This window comes from Acidovorax sp. GW823-FHT01C06 (assembly GCF_058798375.1).
The window spans coordinates 510,315-527,065 of the sequence record NZ_JBXAKN010000002.1; the positions used below are offsets into that span (position 1 = coordinate 510,315).

Below are 16,751 nucleotides of genomic sequence, written 5' to 3' on the forward strand. Positions count from 1 at the left end.
GGCCGAACGCGCCACGCAGAGTGCCTCCGCAACGGCGTGCACGGTGGCGACGTGGAAGCCCGCAGCCCGCGCAAGCCCCGCCCACACCCGGCCCGCGCTGCCCCTGCCGCTGCGCGGGCCCTCCACGGGCCCGGCGCGCGTCCGGGCGGCCGGCATCCCGCGAGGGGCGGATTCCATGCAATGAAGGCATTAACCCCCATTCCGGCGCCTCCTGCCATGGGGTAAGCTCATTTGGCATTTTGCTGAGCATCTCCAGGATTTCCGTATGACCCAGACACTTTCCGCCGCCGAAGAGGCCCTGCGCGACGCCGCGCGCGAGTACCACCGCAACCCCAGCCGGGGCAAGATTTCGGTCACTCCCACCAAGCCCCTGTCCAACCAGCGCGACCTGTCGCTGGCGTACTCGCCCGGCGTGGCCTACCCCTGCCTGGACATCCAGGCCGACCCGTCCAAGGCGTTCGACTACACCTCGCGCGGCAACCTCGTGGGCGTGATCACCAACGGCACCGCCGTGCTGGGCCTGGGCGACATCGGCCCGCTGGCCGGCAAGCCGGTGATGGAGGGCAAGGGCTGCCTGTTCAAGAAGTTCGCGGGCGTCGACGTGTTCGACATCGAACTGGCCGAGCGCGACCCGGACAAGCTGGTGGAGATCATCGCCGCGCTGGAACCCACGCTGGGCGGCATCAACCTCGAGGACATCAAGGCTCCCGAGTGCTTCTACATCGAAAAGCAGCTGTCCGACCGGCTGAACATTCCCGTCTTCCACGACGACCAGCACGGCACGGCCATCATCTCCAGCGCCGCGCTGCTCAACGGCCTGGAGCTGGTGGGCAAGGACATCGGCGCGGTGAAGATCGCCGTCTCGGGCGCGGGCGCGGCCGCGATTGCCTGCGTGGGCGTGATGGTGGGCCTGGGCGTGAAGGTGGAAAACATCTTCATGTGCGACTCCAAGGGCGTGATCTATGAAGGCCGCCCCGGCGGCTACGACGAATCCAAGGCGCGCTACGCCCAGAAGACCGACGCGCGCACGCTGGCCGACGCCGTCCACGGCGCGGATGTCTTCCTGGGCTGCTCGGCCCCCGGCGTGCTCACGGCCGAGATGGTCAAGACGATGGCCGACAGACCCATCATCCTGGCCCTGGCCAACCCCGAGCCCGAGATCCGCCCCGAACTCGCCAAGGCCATTCGCCCCGACTGCATCATCGCCACGGGCCGCTCGGACTATCCCAACCAGGTCAACAACGTCCTGTGCTTCCCCTACATCTTCCGGGGCGCGCTCGACTGCGGCGCCACGAAGATCACCGAGGCGATGAAGCTTGCCTGCGTGCGCCAGATCGCCGACCTGGCCAAGGCCGACATCAGCGAAGAGGTGGCCAGCGCCTATGCGGGCAAGGAGCTCACCTTCGGCCCGGACTACCTGATCCCCACGCCGTTCGACTCGCGCCTGATCCTCAAGATCGCGCCCGCGGTGGCGAAGGCCGCGGCCGAATCGGGCGTGGCCACGCGCCCCATCACCGACATGGAGGCCTACAAGGAGGCCCTGTCGCGCTTCGTCTACCAGACCGGCATGCTGATGCGCCCCGTGATCAACGCGGCCAAGGCCCTGCCGGACGCGCAAAAGCGCGTGGCCTATGCCGACGGCGAGGACGAGCGCGCGCTGCGTGCCGCGCAGATGGCCATCGACGACAAGATCGCCGTGCCCATCCTGATCGGCCGCCCCGCCGTCATCGCCGCCCGCATCGAGAAGGCCGGCCTGCGCATGCGCCTGGGACAGGACGTGGAAGTGTGCAACCCCGAGGACGACCCCCGGTTTCGCCAGTACTGGGAGCACTACCACCAGCTCATGAAGCGCAACGGCGCCACGCCCGAGGTGGCCAAGGCCGCCGTGCGCCGCTCCAACACCATCATCGCCTCGCTGATGGTCGCGCTGGGCGATGCCGACGCCATGATCTGCGGCCTGGTGGGCACCTATGAAACGCACCTGGAACGCATCCACAGCATCCTGGGCCGCGAGGAGGGCGTGAACGACTACGCCGCGCTCAACGCGCTGATGACCAACCGGGGCACGCTCTTCATCGCCGACACCTATGTGAACGAGAACCCCACGGCCCAGCAGCTGGCGGACATCGCCTGGATGTCGGTGCAGGAGGTGCAACGCTTTGGCCTGCCGGCCAAGGTCGCCTTCCTGTCGCACTCCAGCTATGGCTCGTCCAAGCGCGCCTCGGCCCGCAAGATGCGCGAGGCGCGCGACCTGTTCGTGGCCGCCCACCCCGGGATCGAATGCGACGGCGAACTGCATGGCGATGCCGCGCTGGAGCCCAACATCCGCAACGCCTACATGGCGGACTCCACGCTCACCGATTCGGCCAACCTGCTGATCTGCCCCAACCTGGACGCGGCCAACATCCTCTACAACGTGCTCAAGACCACGACCAGCGGCGGCGTGACCGTGGGCCCCATCCTCATGGGCGGTGCGGCCACGGCCTACATCCTCACCCCCGCCGCCACCGTGCGCCGCGTGTTCAACATGACGGCGCTGGCCGTGGCCAGCGCGGCGGCACGCCCCAAGTAAGGGCACCGCGCCGCGGGTGCAATGCCCGCGGCGCCTGCCAGCCCCCCCGGCATGCACCGTGGCGGGGCCGTCAGCGCCGGAGCGGCCGGCGGGTGTGCCTGCGGCGCACCATTTCGGGAAACCCTGCATGCGCGCCCGCACCGCTTCGGTGAACAATGGTCCGCTGCCTGACATTACAACCACCAAAGCGGGCATCGTTTTTGCTGACCCTGACGGCATGGGCCCCGCGCGCCCGGCCCCACCGGTCGGTCGCCGTGTTGCCCGTCCCTCTCGCCTGCCCTTCTTGTTCTTCTTTCTTCGTCCTTGTTCTTCGCTCGCCGCGTCCCTTGCCGTCTTCTGACAGGAGCCCCCATGAAAAAACGCTCGTTCTTGCAAACCACCGTGCTGATGATGGCCGCCACCGGCCTGTTCTCGCTGGCCCAGGCGCAAACGCCCACGCCGATCAAGTTCCAGCTCGACTGGCGCTTTGAAGGCCCCGCCGCGCTCTTCCTGCAGCCCGTGGCCAAGGGCTACTTCAAGGCGGCGGGCCTGGATGTGACGGTGGATGCCGGCAACGGCTCGGGCGGCGCCGTGCAGCGCGTGGCCTCGGGCACCTACGACATGGGCTTTGCCGACCTGGCCGCCGTGATGGAGTTCCACGCCAACAACCCCGACGCGCAGAACAAGCCCGTGGCGGTGATGATGGTCTACAACAACACGCCCGCCTCCGTGATGGCGCTCAAGAAGAGCGGCATCGCCAAGCCGGCCGACCTGGCCGGCAAGAAGCTGGGCGCACCCGTGTTCGACGCGGGCCGCCGCGCGTTCCCCATCTTCCAGAAGGCCAACGCCATCGGCAGCGTGCAATGGACCGCCATGGACCCACCCCTGCGCGAGACCATGCTGGTGCGCGGCGACGTGGACGCGATCACCGGCTTCACCTTCACCTCGCTCCTGAACCTGGAGGCGCGTGGCGCCAAGGCGGCCGACGTGGTGGTGCTGCCCTATGCCGACTTCGGTGTGAAGCTCTACGGCAACGTGATCATCGCGTCGCCGAAGCTCATCAAGGAGAACCCCGCGGCCATCAAGGCCTTCCTCTCGGCCTTCGCCAAGGGCGCCAAGGAAGTGATCGCCAACCCCGGGGCGGCCATCGAGCACGTGAAGGCGCGCGACGGCATCGTGAACGTGCCGCTGGAAACGCGCCGCCTGCAACTGGCCATCGACACCGTGATCAACAGCCCCGACGCGCGCGCCGAGGGCTTTGGCCAGGCCAAGCCCGGCCGCCTGTCGCTGATGGCCTCGCAGGTGTCGGATGCGTTCAACACCAAGACGCGCGTGAACGCCGACGATGTGTGGAACGCCAGCTTCCTGCCCGGCGCGGCCGAGCTGAACATCCTGCCCAAGAAGTGAAACACCCCCTGAGTCGCTTCGCGCCTTTCCCCTCTCTCACATGGCTTCGCAATCCCGGAGGGGGCCGCCCCCATGCGGCGGGGCGGCCCTTGCACGGGGGCGCTGGCTTGAGCCTCGCCAGTTTCGTGCGGTGTGGGTGGCGCTCGGCGCTATTGAAAACTGAAATGCATGGGCCGCTCGCCCGGCCCGGTGCGCAACCTTTATTTACGGACACCTGATGCAGGCTGCCGATTCCTATTTCGTGGATTTTCGTGACGTCTGGCTCGCCTACAACGACGAGCTGCGCGCGCAGAACCATTTCGCCGTCGAGGCCATCGACCTGCAGGTGCGGCGCGGCGAGTTCATCGCCATCGTCGGTCCTTCGGGCTGCGGCAAGTCCACCTTCATGAAGCTGGCCACGGGCCTGAAGATGCCGTCGATGGGCAAGATCCTCATCGACGGCCAGCCCGTGACCGGCCCGCTCAAGATCTCGGGCATGGCCTTCCAGGCCCCTTCGCTGCTGCCCTGGCGCACCACGGTGGACAACGTGCTGCTGCCGCTGGAGATCGTGGAGCCGTACCGCAGCAGCTTCAAGCAAAAGCGCAAGGAGTACGAGGAGCGCGCGCGCCGCCTGCTGCAGAAGGTGGGCCTGGCCGGCTACGAGGACAAGTTCCCCTGGCAGCTGTCGGGCGGCATGCAGCAGCGCGCCAGCATCTGCCGCGCGCTCATCCACGAGCCCAAGATGCTGCTGCTCGACGAGCCCTTCGGCGCGCTCGACGCGTTCACGCGCGAGGAGCTCTGGTGCATCCTGCGCGACCTGTGGACCGAACAGCGGTTCAACGTGATCCTGGTCACCCACGACCTGCGCGAGTCGGTCTTCCTGGCCGACACGGTGTACGTGATGAGCAAGAGCCCGGGCCGCTTCGTCGTCAGGAAGGAGATCGAGCTGCCGCGCCCGCGCGAGCTGGAGATCACCTACACCAAGGAATTCACCGACATCGTGCACGAGCTGCGCGGCCACATCGGCGCCCTGCGCAAGGCCGGCGCGCCCCTCCAGCAATAGATTGATCCGAGCCTGTTTCCATGCACAAGAAAACCGTAGAACGCTGGTCTCCCTGGATCCTGCTGGTCGCGATCATCCTGCTCTGGCAGATCATCTGCTCGGCCTTCAACGTGTCCGAGTTCATCTTCCCCAGCCCCTGGGCCATCGCCACCCAGTTGGTCGAGTTCGGCGGCGTCATCGCGGGCCACGCATGGCGCACCTTCTGGGTGACCATGGCCGGCTTTGGCATCGCCATCGTGGTGGGGGTGCTGCTGGGCTTCGTGATCGGCAGTTCGCGCATCGCCTACGCGGCGGTCTATCCACTGATGACCGCCTTCAACGCGCTGCCCAAGGCGGCGTTCGTGCCCATCCTGGTGGTGTGGTTCGGCATCGGCGTGGGGCCGGCCATCCTCACGGCGTTCCTCATCAGCTTCTTCCCGATCATGGTCAACATCGCCACCGGCCTGGCCACGCTGGAGCCCGAACTCGAAGACGTGCTGCGCGTGCTGGGCGCCAGGCGCTGGGACGTGCTCACCAAGGTCGGCCTGCCGCGCTCCATGCCCTACTTCTTCGGCTCTCTCAAGGTGGCGATCACGCTGGCCTTCGTGGGCACCACGGTGAGCGAGATGACCGCCGCCAACGAAGGCATCGGCTACCTGCTGATCAGCGCGGGCTCCTCCATGCAGATGGGCCTGGCGTTCGCCGGCCTGATGGTGGTGGGCGCGATGGCGATGGTGATGTACGAACTGTTCAGCTGGGTTGAAAAGCGCACCACCGGCTGGGCCCACCGGGGCTCGCAGGGAGAGTGAAGGCCCGGCCGCGCCGGTAGCGGCGTGCAAGGCCCCGGCGCCACGGGCAGCGCCTCTCTTCTTTACAGCCTGCCGCTATACTCGCCGCCCCGTCGACAACAGGATTCCTTGGCATGCGGTTGGAAGTCTTTTTGCGCCCCCTGGCGCTTATGGGTTGCCTGGGCCTCGCGGCGTGCGGCGGCACGCCCCCGCAACAGCCCGCCACGCCCGCACAGGGCGCGGCCGCCACCGGCACCCCATCCCCAGGCGCGCCCATCAAGGTGGGCATCGCCCTGGGCGGGGGCGCCGCCAAGGGCTTCGCGCACATCGGCGTGATCAAGATGCTGGAAGCCAATGGCTTCGCCCCCGCCGTCGTCTCCGGCACCAGCGCGGGCAGCGTGGTGGGCGCGCTGTACGCCAGCGGCATGAATGCGTTCGAGATGCAGGAAAAAGCCGTGGCGCTCGACGAAGCCAAGATCCGCGACCTGCAGCTGTCGTCCGGCGGTCTGGTGCTTGGCCAGAAGCTCGAGGACTACGTCAACGAGCAGGTGCGCCGCAAGCCCCTGGAGCAAATGGCCAAGCCTTTCGTGGTGGTGGCCACCCGGCTCGAGGACGGCGAGCGCACCGTGTTTTCGCGCGGCAACACGGGCCAGGCCGTGCGCGCCTCGAGCAGCGTGCCGGGCGTGTTCCAGCCGGTCACCATCGGCAAGTACCACTTCGTGGACGGCGGCATCGTGAGCCCCGTGCCTGTGGATGCGGCGCGCCAGCTGGGCGCGGACATCGTGGTCGCCGTGGACATCTCCAACAAGGCCCGGGGCCAGTCGCCAGGCAACATGCTGGGCGCGCTGAACCAGTCGATCGCCATCATGGGCCAGAAGCTGGGCCAGGCCGAACTGGCACGCGCCGACGTCATCATCAGCCCCAAGGTGCTGGACATCGGCCCGGCGGATTTCAGCCAGCGCGCCGGCGCGATCCTGGAAGGCGAGAAGGCCGCCCTGGCCGCCATGCCGCAGATCCGCGAACGCATCGCGCAGCTACAGGCCGAGCGCGCCCGCGCGGCGCAGCAAGCCCAGCAAAAGGTCCTGGAGGCCGAGTACAAGTCCTGCCTGGACAACCGCTCGCGCCTGCAAAGGCTGGCGGGCATGGCGGGGCTGGACGACCCCTGCCCCGCGCCCGGCAGGTAGCCCGCCGGCCCGGCAGGCCCCCGAGGGCCCGGCCCCGCTGCGCGACATGCGCGCCCGGTACGGTATCGCCCACGTCACGGGAACGGCTCCTTGCTGCGGCGTGCCCACCACACCCCCACCGCGCCACCGGGGACCGCCCCGCGCCTCGGGCAGCACGGCGAAAGCCATGCACACATGTCACACAATGTTCTTGGCATGCCCCATGCATGCCGCTGGGCGCAACACACCATGCCCGGAGACAGCCCATGCCTGCCCTCATGTCCGCAGCGCCCCCCCAGCCCGGCGAAGCAGCCGCCCTTGCCGCCAACGACGGCGTGTACCTGCGCCAGGCCATCGCGTGGTCGTGCCGTGCCCGCGCGCGCGGCAACCCGCCGTTTGGCGCGGTGGTGATCGGCGCGCAGGGCGAGCTGCTGTCCGAGGCGTACTGCAACACCGCCGAAACGGGCGACTGCACCGGCCATGCCGAAACCAATGCCGTGCGCCAGATCAGCGCGCGCGTGGACCGCGACACGCTGGCGGGTGCCACGCTCTACACCTCGGCAGAGCCGTGCGTGATGTGCGCGGGCGCCATCTTCTGGTCGGGCATCGGCCGCGTGGTGTTCGGCATCGACGCGGCGCGCCTGCACGCCCTGCAGGTGCCCCGCTCCCGGCAGGCCTATGCGGCAGCAGCGGCAGCAGCAGCCCTCTCGGGGCGCGACGTGCTGGCGGCGTCGCCCCGTTTCATCGAATGCATCGGCCCCGCCCTCGTGGCCGAAGCCAGCGCGCCACACGTGGGGTTCTGGTCGTCCTGAACGAGAAGGCTTCGCCAGGGCCCGGCACCTGGGCCGCCACCGCTTGCCCACGGGGCATAATCAGCTACTTATTTAATAGCAAAAGACACCCGCACCATGCCCTGGCACGCGCGCCTGCAGCTGACCTACTCGGTAGAAAACGCCCGCACCGTGGCGCGCCATGAGCACAGCGGACCGCTGCGCATCCTGCAGAGCCTGTACCCCGAAGGCGACGCGATTTGCCACAACGTGCTGGTGCATCCGCCCGGCGGACTGGTGGGCGGCGACACGCTGGACATCACCGCCACCGTGGGCCCGGGCGCGCACGGCCTCGTCACCACACCGGGCGCCACGCGCTTTTACCGATCCACCGGCCCGCTGGCGCTGCAGCGCAGCCACCTCACCCTGGCCGAGGGTGCCCGGCTCGAATGGCTGCCGCTGGAGGCGCTGTGCTACAGCGCCTGCAATGCCGAGAACCACCTCACGCTGAACCTCGCCCCCGGCGCCGAATGCATGGGCTGGGACGTCACGGCCCTGGGCCTGCCCCACGCCAACCAGCCGTTCGACACCGGCCGCTTCGCACAGCACCTCGAAGTGCCCGGCCTGTGGCTGGAGCGCGGCGTGATCGACGCGGCCGACCAGCGCCTGCTGAACAGTCCCCTGGGCCTGGCGGGGCACCGCTGCCTGGCCAGCCTGTTCTTTGCCGCCGGCACCCCGCTGGACCGCCCCCGCCGCGACGCCGCCCTGGACGCCGCGCGCGCCGTGGTGGACGGCCATGCACTCCAGGCCAGCGCCGGCGCCACCAGCCCCAATGCGCAGATGGTCGTGCTGCGCGTGCTGGCGCCACAGGTGGAGCCCGCGATGCAGTTGCTCAAGGCCGTGCGCATGGCCTGGCGGGAGGTGCTGTGGAAATTGGAGGGCGAAGCGCCCCGCATCTGGGCCATGTAGGGCCAGCAGGCCTGCAGGCCTGCTGGCCCGGCCTGTCCAGGGCGGCACACACGGCAGGGCCGAAACCCGGCCGCAGTGCTGCGCCCGGCGGGGCCAGGCCGCGTTCCGTCAGGAGGGCACGGAGCCTGCGCTGGCCCGGGAACGATGGCGCAGTGCCACCAAGGCGGCAATCGCCATGAACACGGCCATCAGGGCCAGGCTCCATTCGGCCAGGGTGGGAACAGCGGTGACGGCAGAGGGCGCCACGGCCCAGGCCCGGGCGGAACCAAATGCCAGCGACCGGCTGGTGTCGGCACCCAGGACGAGAACGCATGAATCCGGCACACCCGCGGGCGAGGCGCCGACGGTGAGGCACTGCGCGTTGTGGTCGACTTCCCCTGTTGCCAGGAACAAGACCCAGGAATGCCGGTCACCCGGCACATGGGGAGAGGTTCCGGTCAGCCAGCGCTGGATCCGGATGTTCGTGGTGGTGATGGCGCCGGAGGCGTTGGTGGATACGTTGAAAAAGAAGATGCGGACGGCCGGGTCTGCACTGGAATAGGTATTGATGCCATCCGAGAAGCTGAAGGTCGTGACCAGGGGCGCCACGTTCGCGGCAGAGAGATTGGCCGCCAGCGGAGCGGAGGTTGTGAACGAGCCTGATGCGCCCATGCTTGTATTGAAGTTCTGGCAGGGGCCCGTCACACACAGGGTGAAATCGATGAACAGGTTGTAGTTGCCGGTCGCCGTGGCCACGTAGGTCGTGGGCTGCGCATGGGCCACGGCTGCGGCGCACAGCATCACCAGCGCCGCGAGCCAATTCTTCATACATTCCTTCATGGACCCCCCTCCGCGTTTTGTGAAACAACAGGAGAGGGATCGTATAGGCATTCGCCCGCAATACCTATACGCCGATGGGCCCCCATGAAGCCGCCCGATCAGCGGCGGCCCGTCCCGCAGGAGCCCGCTTCGAAAGCAGCCGCCATCCCGGCGGGCGTTTTCGGCAGGCCTCAGGCCGCCGTGGCCGCAGGCACCTTCAGCAAACCATCGGCCTTGAACATCGCGCGGATGCCGCGCACCGCCTGGCGGATGCGGGCCTCGTTCTCGATGAGGGCGAAGCGCACGTACTCGTCGCCCTGGTCGCCGAAGCCGATGCCGGGCGAGACGCAGACCTTGGCCTTGTCGAGCAGCTGGCGCGCGAATTCGAGGGAGCCCAGGGCGCGGTAGGGCTCGGGAATGCGGGCCCAGATGTACATGCTGGCCTTGGGGCAGTCCACGGCCCAGCCCGACTCCGTGAGGCCCTTGTAGAGCACGTCGCGGCGGCGCTGGTATTGGGCGGCGATGTCTTTCACGCACTGCTGGTCGCCCTCCAGCGCGGCGATGGCGGCCACCTGCAGGGGGGTGAAGGTGCCGTAGTCGTGGTAGCTCTTGATGCGCGCGAGCGCGGCCACGAGGTCGGGGTTGCCGACCATGAAGCCCACGCGCCAGCCGGCCATGTTGTAGCTCTTGGAGAGGGTGAAGAACTCCACCGCCACATCCTTGGCGCCGGGCACTTCCATGATGCTGGGGGCGCGGTAGCCGTCGTACACGATGTCGGCGTAGGCCAGGTCGTGCACCACCAGGATGTCGTGCTTCTTGGCCAGGGCGATCACGCGCTCGAAGAACGACAGCTCCACGCACTGCGCCGTGGGGTTGCTGGGAAAGCCGAAGATCATCATCTTGGGCTTGGGGTAGCTGCCACGGATGGCTTTCTCCAGCTCGGCGAAGAAATCCACGTCGGGCGCCACGGGCACGCTGCGGATGTCGGCCCCGGCGATCACCGCGCCGTAGATGTGGATGGGATAGCTCGGGTCGGGCACGAGCACGGTGTCGCCCCGGTCCAGCGTGGCCAGCATCAGGTGGGCCAGCCCTTCCTTGGAGCCGATGGTGACGATGGCTTCCGTGTCGGGGTTGATGTCCACCGCGTAGCGGTCCTTGTACCAGTGGCTGATGGCGCGGCGCAGGCGGGGGATGCCCTTGCTGGCGGAGTAGCCGTGGGTGTCGGGCCGCTGGGCCACCTCGGTGAGCTTGGCCACGATGTGCGGCGGGGTCGCGCCATCGGGGTTGCCCATGCTCATGTCGATGATGTCCTCGCCACGGCGGCGGGCAGCCAGTTTCAGCTCGGCCGTGATGTTGAAGACGTAGGGGGGAAGGCGATCGATGCGCGCAAAGCGGCGCTTGCCCTGAGAAGCAGACATGCTGGTGAACTTTCACGTAAGCGCCCGGAACCGTCCGAGCGACGTGGCCAACAATGGGGTTGGCCCGCGTTCACTGTAACGCAGAACGCGGTGGCCGGTCTGCAGAGGGCGGCGCTGTAGCGCCGCCGCTACGCTCAGGCCTTGAGGCCCGCCGTGGTGCGCTGCGTGTTCCGCTCGCTGCCCATCGACCACGCGAACATGCCCACGCCGCCGATGCCCAGCAGAACGCCCACCCAGCCAGTGGATGTCCAGCCCATGCCGGCGGAAATCGCCACGCCGCCGAGCCAAGCACCGAGCGCGTTGGCGGCGTTGAAGGCCGAGTGGTTGAGCGCGGCGGCCAGGGTCTGCGCGTCGCCCGCCACGTCCATCAGGCGGATCTGCAGCGCGGGGCCAATGGCGACCAGCGTGCCCAGGAAGAAGGTGGCCAGCGCGGCGGTGACGGGGTGGTGGGCGGCGGGCACGAACAGCGCCAGCACCGCGATGGACCACAGCAGCACCTTGCCGATGGCGGGCATGAGGGCCTTGTCGGCCATGCGCGAGCCCACGATGTTGCCCGCCACCATGCCCAGGCCGAAGAGCGAGAGCACGAAAGGCATGAGCGCGGGCGGCATGCCGGCCACCTCCAGCAGCGTGGGCTTGATGTAGCTGAACACCGCGAACATGCCGCCAAAACCGATGGCGCCGATGCCCAGGGTGAACCACACCTGCTTGCGCGCCAGCGCGCCCAGTTCGCGCAGGGGGCTGGCGCCGTGCGATGCGGGCATGTCGGGCACCCACAGGCGCACCATGGCGACGGCGGCCACGGCGATCAGGCCCACGAAAACGAACGCCGCGCGCCAGCCGAAGTATTCGCCCAGGGCCGCCGCGATGGGCACGCCCACCAGGGTGGCCGTGGTCAGCCCCAGCATGACCCAGCCCACGGCGCGCGCGCGGCGCCCCGGTGGCGCCAGGGCCGCGGCCACGAGGGCGGCCACGCCGAAGTAGGTGCCGTGCGGCAAACCGGTGAACAGGCGCATGGCGCTGAGCGACAGGTAGCCCGGCGCCAGCGCCGATGCGAAGTTGCCCAGCGCATACCCCACCATCAGCGCCATGAGCAGCGCGCGCCGCCCCCAGTGGGCGCACAGCACGGCCAGCACCGGTGCACCGACCACCACGCCCAGCGCATAGGCGCTGATGACGTGGCCGGCCTGCGGAATGCTGACGCCGATGTCGCGCGCCACCTCGGGCAGAAGGCCCATGATGACGAATTCGCCCGTGCCGATGGAAAAGCCGCCGACCCCCAGGGCCAGCACGGCGCGCACCAGGGTGCGGTCGTCGGTCGGGGCGTGGGCGAGGGACGACGTGGGAGTCAGGGGCGCGGTCATGGCAGCAGGAACAACAGCAACAAAAGGGGCGCTGCACCGGCAGGCGGCGGGCGGCGCAGGCGATGGACGGGGGCGGAGAAGAAACGCAGTTACGGGGGTAAACCCGATTTTTGTAACCATAGCACGCTCCGCGCCGCCCTGCAGGGGCGAGGTCATGTGCAACCCCGGCGCACCGGCCCAGCACGCAAGGCTGCTACGCTGGCGCCCCGACCCCGCCCTTCCTTCCTCCCCACCCAGGACCGCGAATGACGACGACCCAGAGCACGGCAGACCCCATCGCCAGCAGCGTGAAGGTGCTGGCCTTCGACATCTTCGGCACCGTGGTGGACTGGCACGGCAGCATCGTGCGCGAGATGCAGGCGATGTACCCGGCCATCGACGGCGACGCGTTCGCCATCGCCTGGCGCAGCGGCTACCAGCCGGCCATGGCGCGGGTGATGCGCGGCGAGCAGGGCTGGACGCGCATCGACGCGCTGCACCGGGGCATCCTCGACGGCATCCTGCCGCGCTTCGGCCTCGCCCACCTGGCCGAGGCCGAGCGCCAGCACCTGAACCATGTGTGGCAGCGGCTGGACCCGTGGCCCGACAGCGTGGCTGGCCTCACGCGGCTCAAAACCCGCTTCATCCTCACGACGCTGTCCAACGGCAACATCAGCCTGCTCACGCACATGGCCAAGCGCGCGGGGCTGCCGTGGGATTGCGTGCTGAGCGCGGAAGTGTTCAAGGCCTACAAGCCCAGCCCCGACGCCTACCTGGGCGTGGCGCGCGTGTTCGACCTGCGGCCCGGACAGGTGGCGTTGGTGGCCACCCACCACGACGACCTGGCGGCCGCACGCGCCTGCGGCCTGCGCACCGCCTACATCGAGCGCCCGCACGAACTCGGCAAGGCCCGGCCCAAGGACGGGTCGCCCCAGCCCGGCAACGATCTGCATGCCACCGACCTGCACGACCTGGCGCGGATGCTGGGCTGCTGAGAGCGGCGCGTGCCACCCCGCAGGCGCCGCCCCCGCGCCGGTTCCAGCGAGGCCGCCCGCGGAATCCTTGCCGACCCAGGCCGCGGCTACCGCGCCGCCACCAGCAGCTGCACGAACATCTGCACCTTGGCGTTGCACTCGGGGCTGATCGAGGTGAACTCCAGCCCGGCCAGCCACTGCTCGCGCTCGGGCTTGAGCGTGACCACGCGCGCATACACGTCGGTGGCGTGGTAGTCCACGAGCGTGAGGTCGAACTCCACCTTCACCTCGCTGTGCAGCGCCACCGGCTCCGCCACCTCGATCAGCAGGCCGTGGTAGCCGATGTCGCGGATGGCGGCGTGCACGATGTGCGGCACGATGATCTTGTCCTGCATGCGCTGGCACAGGCAGGGCAGGCGCGTGTCCACGCGGTGGCTGCGGCGGAACTCCTGGCGCGGCACCTTGAGCTTGTGCGAGGGGATCGCCACCAGCTCGCGCAGGCTCACCGGCTGCACACGGCCCTTCACGTACACCTGCATGGGCGCGGTGGCCGACACCAGGCCCCAGCAGCGCTGGTAGGTGGCCTCGCTGATCAGCACCTGCCCGCGCAGGCTGAAGGCCTCGATGCGCGAGGCAAGGTTCACCTCTTCGCCGATGACCGTGTATTCGGAATACAGCTCCGACCCGAAGCGCCCCGCCATCACGTTGCCGGTGTTCACGCCAATGCCCAGAAACACCTGCGGCAGGCGTTCGCGCAGGTGCTCCAGATTCAGGTCACGCATGGCGATCTGCATCTCCACCGCGCACAGCAGCGCGCGGTCCACGTCGTCGTCGCGCCCCATGGGCGCGCCGAACAGCACCATGATCGAGTCGCCCATGAACTTGTCGATGCTGCCCTGGTGCTTGAACACCACCTCGCTCAGCCGCGCCAGACAGCGGTTGAGCGCCGCGATGACCACCGCCGCCGGCTGCGATCCCGACAGCGCGGTGAAGCCGCGCAGGTCCGCCAGCAGGATGGTGACCTCGCGCGGTGCCACGGCCAGGCCTTCGGCGGCGGCGCCATCGGGGCATTCGCTGCCGCGCAGGATCGCCGCCATCTCGGCCTGCGCCCCTTCGCCCAGCGGCGCACCGGTCTCCCGCTCGATCAGCGCCTGCAGCCGGCGCACCGCATCGTGGTTGAATTCTTTGTGCATGAGTGACGAGAGGCTGCAAAAACGGCGGCACGGCCCGGCCCCGCATCCGCCGCACGGCCCGCCCGCCAGGCCACCAGAATAGGTGGCGCCCTCCGGCCGGTCAACCGGTGAAAACACCCCGTTGCCCGCCCACACCGCCGCCTGCACCCGCGTGCGGGGGCATGCGCGCCCACCGCTGCGCGCGGCGGCCACTTCAGATGTTTCGAGCCTCTGGCGCTTTCCCTTCAAGCGCCAGAAGCTATCAAAAATATAGCAACAGTTTTCCTGGCCACGGAGCCGGGACCGTCCGCCCTAGCCCACGGTCTGCCGCAGCACGCGCTGGAATTCACCCGACGCCGCGTCGTAGTCCCAGCGGGCGGCATAGCGCGCCCAGCCGCCCTCCGCCGCCCCGGATGCCTCGACCGTCAGCACCACCAGGCTGTTGGGGCTGCCGTGGCGCAGGCGGTACGACACGGCGGTGCCCGCGTGGCTGGCCCACAGCCCGGGCAGGGGGTTGAGCAGCGCAGGCTGGTGGGCGTGGCCCGACAGCAGCATCTGCGCACCGGCGGAGCGCCAGCACTGCAGGGCCTCGTCGGCCCGGTGGGGGCGGTGCGCGCGGTCGGCCGGATCGCGCGCCACCAGGGGGTGGTGGCTGGCCACGATGCGCCAGGCATCGGGGGGGGCGCGGGCCAGGAGGTCGGCCACATGGTGGATCTGGGCAGACGACAGGCTGCCGCGTTCATGCCGCCAGGCACGCGTGGTGTTGACGCCCACCACATAGAACGCGCCCGCCTGCCGCACGGGTTCGTGGTCCACCCCGAACTGGCTCGCGAAACGCTCGTACGACCGCCCCCAGCGCATCCACCAGGCAAACAGCGGCAGGTCATGGTTGCCCGCGAGCACCAGGGTGGAGCGGGCGTGCAGGCCCTGCACAAAACGCCCGGCCTGCTCGAACTGGCTGGCGGTGGCGCGCTGCGTGAGGTCGCCCGACACCACCGCCATCGACACCCCCAGCCGCTGCGCCAGCCGCTGGGCCGCGGCGCACACATCGGGATCGTGCGCCCCGAAATGCAGATCCGACAGGTGCATCAGGACGTCCATGGGCACTCTCCGAACGGGGCTGGGCGGCCAGGCTGCTGCGTCATGCCGGCAGCATCCCTTCCACCGGAGGGGCGGCCGGCGCCCCTTCGTGCTGCACGGGCATGGCAGCCGGCGGCGCGGGCGCGGAGGCATCGTCACGGATCAGCGTGGACGAGGCCACCAGCCACAGCGGCCGCGCGCTGATCCGGAAATGCAGGGGCGGCGCCATCCACGCGCGCTCCCCGTCGAAAGCCACCTTGACCTGCGGCGGGCGCCAGCTGGCCGGGGCCACCGTCAGCTCCGTGCACGCCACGCTGGTCACCGCGCCGTCCCTGTCGAGCTGGCCGGTGGCCGCGTTCCACACCGTGCGCGCCACGGCCCAGCGGCCCTGGGGCTGCAGCAGCACGACGGCCATCTTGCCGCCATCGGCCACCACCTGCGCCTGGGGCAGGCCCATGCGGTCGAGCTGCAGCGGGTTGTTGCCCACGAACAGCGTGGTGACCAGGTGCTCCTCCTGGCGGTCCCGTGCGCCCTCGTGGGTCTTCATCACCACACGCCAGCGGCGGCCGGCCGCGGGCCGGAACATGCTCCACACCGCCGACGCCACGGCCACCAGGCGCGAGCGGCCAAAGCGCCGCGACGCCTTCTCGCGCTCGGCCAGCAGCTTGGGGTACAGGCCCACACTGGCGTTGACCACGAACAGCTGGCGGTTCACATAGCCCACCTGCACGGGGCGCATGTCGCCCGCATGCAGGGCCTGCAGCAGATCCTGCACGGCCACCTCGGGGTCCAGCGCCAGGCCGTGTTCGCGGCTGAAATAGTTGAAGGTGCCCATCGGCACCACCCCCATGGGCACACTCAGGCGCAGGACCGCGGCGGCCACCGCGTTGATGGTGCCGTCGCCGCCTGCGGCCACCACCAGGCCACCGTCGGCGCGCGCGGCATGCGCCGCCTCGCCCGCCAGCGCCACGATGTCGCCGCGCTGGTCCGGCACGTGCCACACCAGGTTGTGCGCCTGCAGGGCCGAGACGCCCTCGAGCTTGGCGCGCAGCAGCTCCAGGTCGGCGCCGGGGCGCCGGGGCACCACCAGGTGGATGGGGCCGTGGGGCCGGGCAGGGACGGGACGCTCTGAAGGTGTCATGAAGAGAAAGGTCTGCAACAGGCTGCGGCACCGGACCCGGGCGCCAGGCCGGCACCGTGCTGGCTGCGCGCCGGGGATTGCGGTGCGGTCGTCCGATGATGGCGGGCGGGCAGCGCATGCGCAGCCGGTAGCCACGCCTTTGCCCTGTCAGCGCCC

At 69.4% G+C, this 16,751-nt stretch carries 14 protein-coding genes; 8 read left to right on the forward strand and 6 right to left on the reverse strand.

Annotated elements, in window-relative coordinates; translation table 11 throughout:
* The first annotated feature begins 265 nt into the window (after positions 1-265).
* The 7 genes from AC1RCS_RS07905 to AC1RCS_RS07935 all read left to right on the forward strand — a co-directional run bounded on the left by AC1RCS_RS07905 (position 266) and on the right by AC1RCS_RS07935 (position 8,669).
* Positions 266-2,572, forward strand: coding sequence for an NADP-dependent malic enzyme (locus tag AC1RCS_RS07905; RefSeq protein WP_218293600.1), 2,307 nt, complete (start codon positions 266-268; stop codon positions 2,570-2,572).
* Between the two features lie 351 nt (positions 2,573-2,923).
* Positions 2,924-3,958, forward strand: coding sequence for an ABC transporter substrate-binding protein (locus AC1RCS_RS07910; protein WP_218293599.1), 1,035 nt, complete (start codon positions 2,924-2,926; stop codon positions 3,956-3,958).
* 217 nt (positions 3,959-4,175) lie between these two features.
* Positions 4,176-5,000, forward strand: a complete 825-nt coding sequence (locus AC1RCS_RS07915; protein WP_218293598.1) for an ABC transporter ATP-binding protein — start codon at positions 4,176-4,178, stop codon at positions 4,998-5,000.
* A 20-nt stretch (positions 5,001-5,020) separates the two neighbouring features.
* Entirely contained in the window at positions 5,021-5,788 is a 768-nt protein-coding gene (locus AC1RCS_RS07920) for an ABC transporter permease (RefSeq protein WP_218293597.1), read from the forward strand.
* A gap of 113 nt (positions 5,789-5,901) precedes the next feature.
* A complete protein-coding gene (locus tag AC1RCS_RS07925) occupies positions 5,902-6,951 on the forward strand; it encodes a patatin-like phospholipase family protein (RefSeq protein WP_492244210.1) in 1,050 nt (349 codons plus the stop codon).
* A 245-nt stretch (positions 6,952-7,196) separates the two neighbouring features.
* The gene (locus AC1RCS_RS07930; RefSeq protein WP_218293595.1) at positions 7,197-7,742 is read left to right on the forward strand and encodes a nucleoside deaminase; all 546 of its coding nucleotides are present in this window, start codon (positions 7,197-7,199) and stop codon (positions 7,740-7,742) included.
* A 96-nt stretch (positions 7,743-7,838) separates the two neighbouring features.
* Complete coding sequence (locus tag AC1RCS_RS07935; protein ID WP_492244211.1) at positions 7,839-8,669, forward strand: urease accessory protein UreD; 831 nt, start codon at positions 7,839-7,841, stop codon at positions 8,667-8,669.
* Between the two features lie 108 nt (positions 8,670-8,777).
* Here AC1RCS_RS07935 and AC1RCS_RS07940 read toward each other — a convergent pair whose 3' ends face one another.
* The 3 genes from AC1RCS_RS07940 to AC1RCS_RS07950 form a co-directional block, all read right to left on the reverse strand.
* Entirely contained in the window at positions 8,778-9,476 is a 699-nt protein-coding gene (locus tag AC1RCS_RS07940) for an IPTL-CTERM sorting domain-containing protein (protein ID WP_492244212.1), read from the reverse strand.
* 182 nt (positions 9,477-9,658) lie between these two features.
* Positions 9,659-10,885, reverse strand: coding sequence for an alanine transaminase (gene alaC / locus AC1RCS_RS07945; protein WP_492244213.1), 1,227 nt, complete (start codon positions 10,883-10,885; stop codon positions 9,659-9,661).
* Positions 10,886-11,019: 134 nt separating this feature from the next.
* On the reverse strand, positions 11,020-12,249 hold the full coding sequence (locus tag AC1RCS_RS07950; RefSeq protein WP_492244214.1) for an MFS transporter: 1,230 nt from the start codon (positions 12,247-12,249) through the stop codon (positions 11,020-11,022).
* Between the two features lie 245 nt (positions 12,250-12,494).
* Here AC1RCS_RS07950 and AC1RCS_RS07955 point away from each other — a divergent pair, with 245 nt between their 5' ends.
* Positions 12,495-13,223 (forward strand): haloacid dehalogenase type II, encoded by a 729-nt coding sequence (locus AC1RCS_RS07955; protein ID WP_492244215.1) that lies wholly within the window; start codon positions 12,495-12,497, stop codon positions 13,221-13,223.
* Positions 13,224-13,309: 86 nt separating this feature from the next.
* On the opposite strand, the gene AC1RCS_RS07960 is transcribed toward AC1RCS_RS07955, so the two are convergent.
* The 3 genes from AC1RCS_RS07960 to AC1RCS_RS07970 all read right to left on the reverse strand — a co-directional run bounded on the left by AC1RCS_RS07960 (position 13,310) and on the right by AC1RCS_RS07970 (position 16,595).
* Positions 13,310-14,395, reverse strand: coding sequence for an adenylate/guanylate cyclase domain-containing protein (locus tag AC1RCS_RS07960; protein ID WP_218293589.1), 1,086 nt, complete (start codon positions 14,393-14,395; stop codon positions 13,310-13,312).
* A 291-nt stretch (positions 14,396-14,686) separates the two neighbouring features.
* A complete protein-coding gene (locus AC1RCS_RS07965; protein WP_492244216.1) occupies positions 14,687-15,475 on the reverse strand; it encodes a metallophosphoesterase family protein in 789 nt (262 codons plus the stop codon).
* A 40-nt stretch (positions 15,476-15,515) separates the two neighbouring features.
* Complete coding sequence (locus AC1RCS_RS07970) at positions 15,516-16,595, reverse strand: diacylglycerol/lipid kinase family protein (protein WP_492244217.1); 1,080 nt, start codon at positions 16,593-16,595, stop codon at positions 15,516-15,518.
* Positions 16,596-16,751 lie beyond the last annotated feature (156 nt).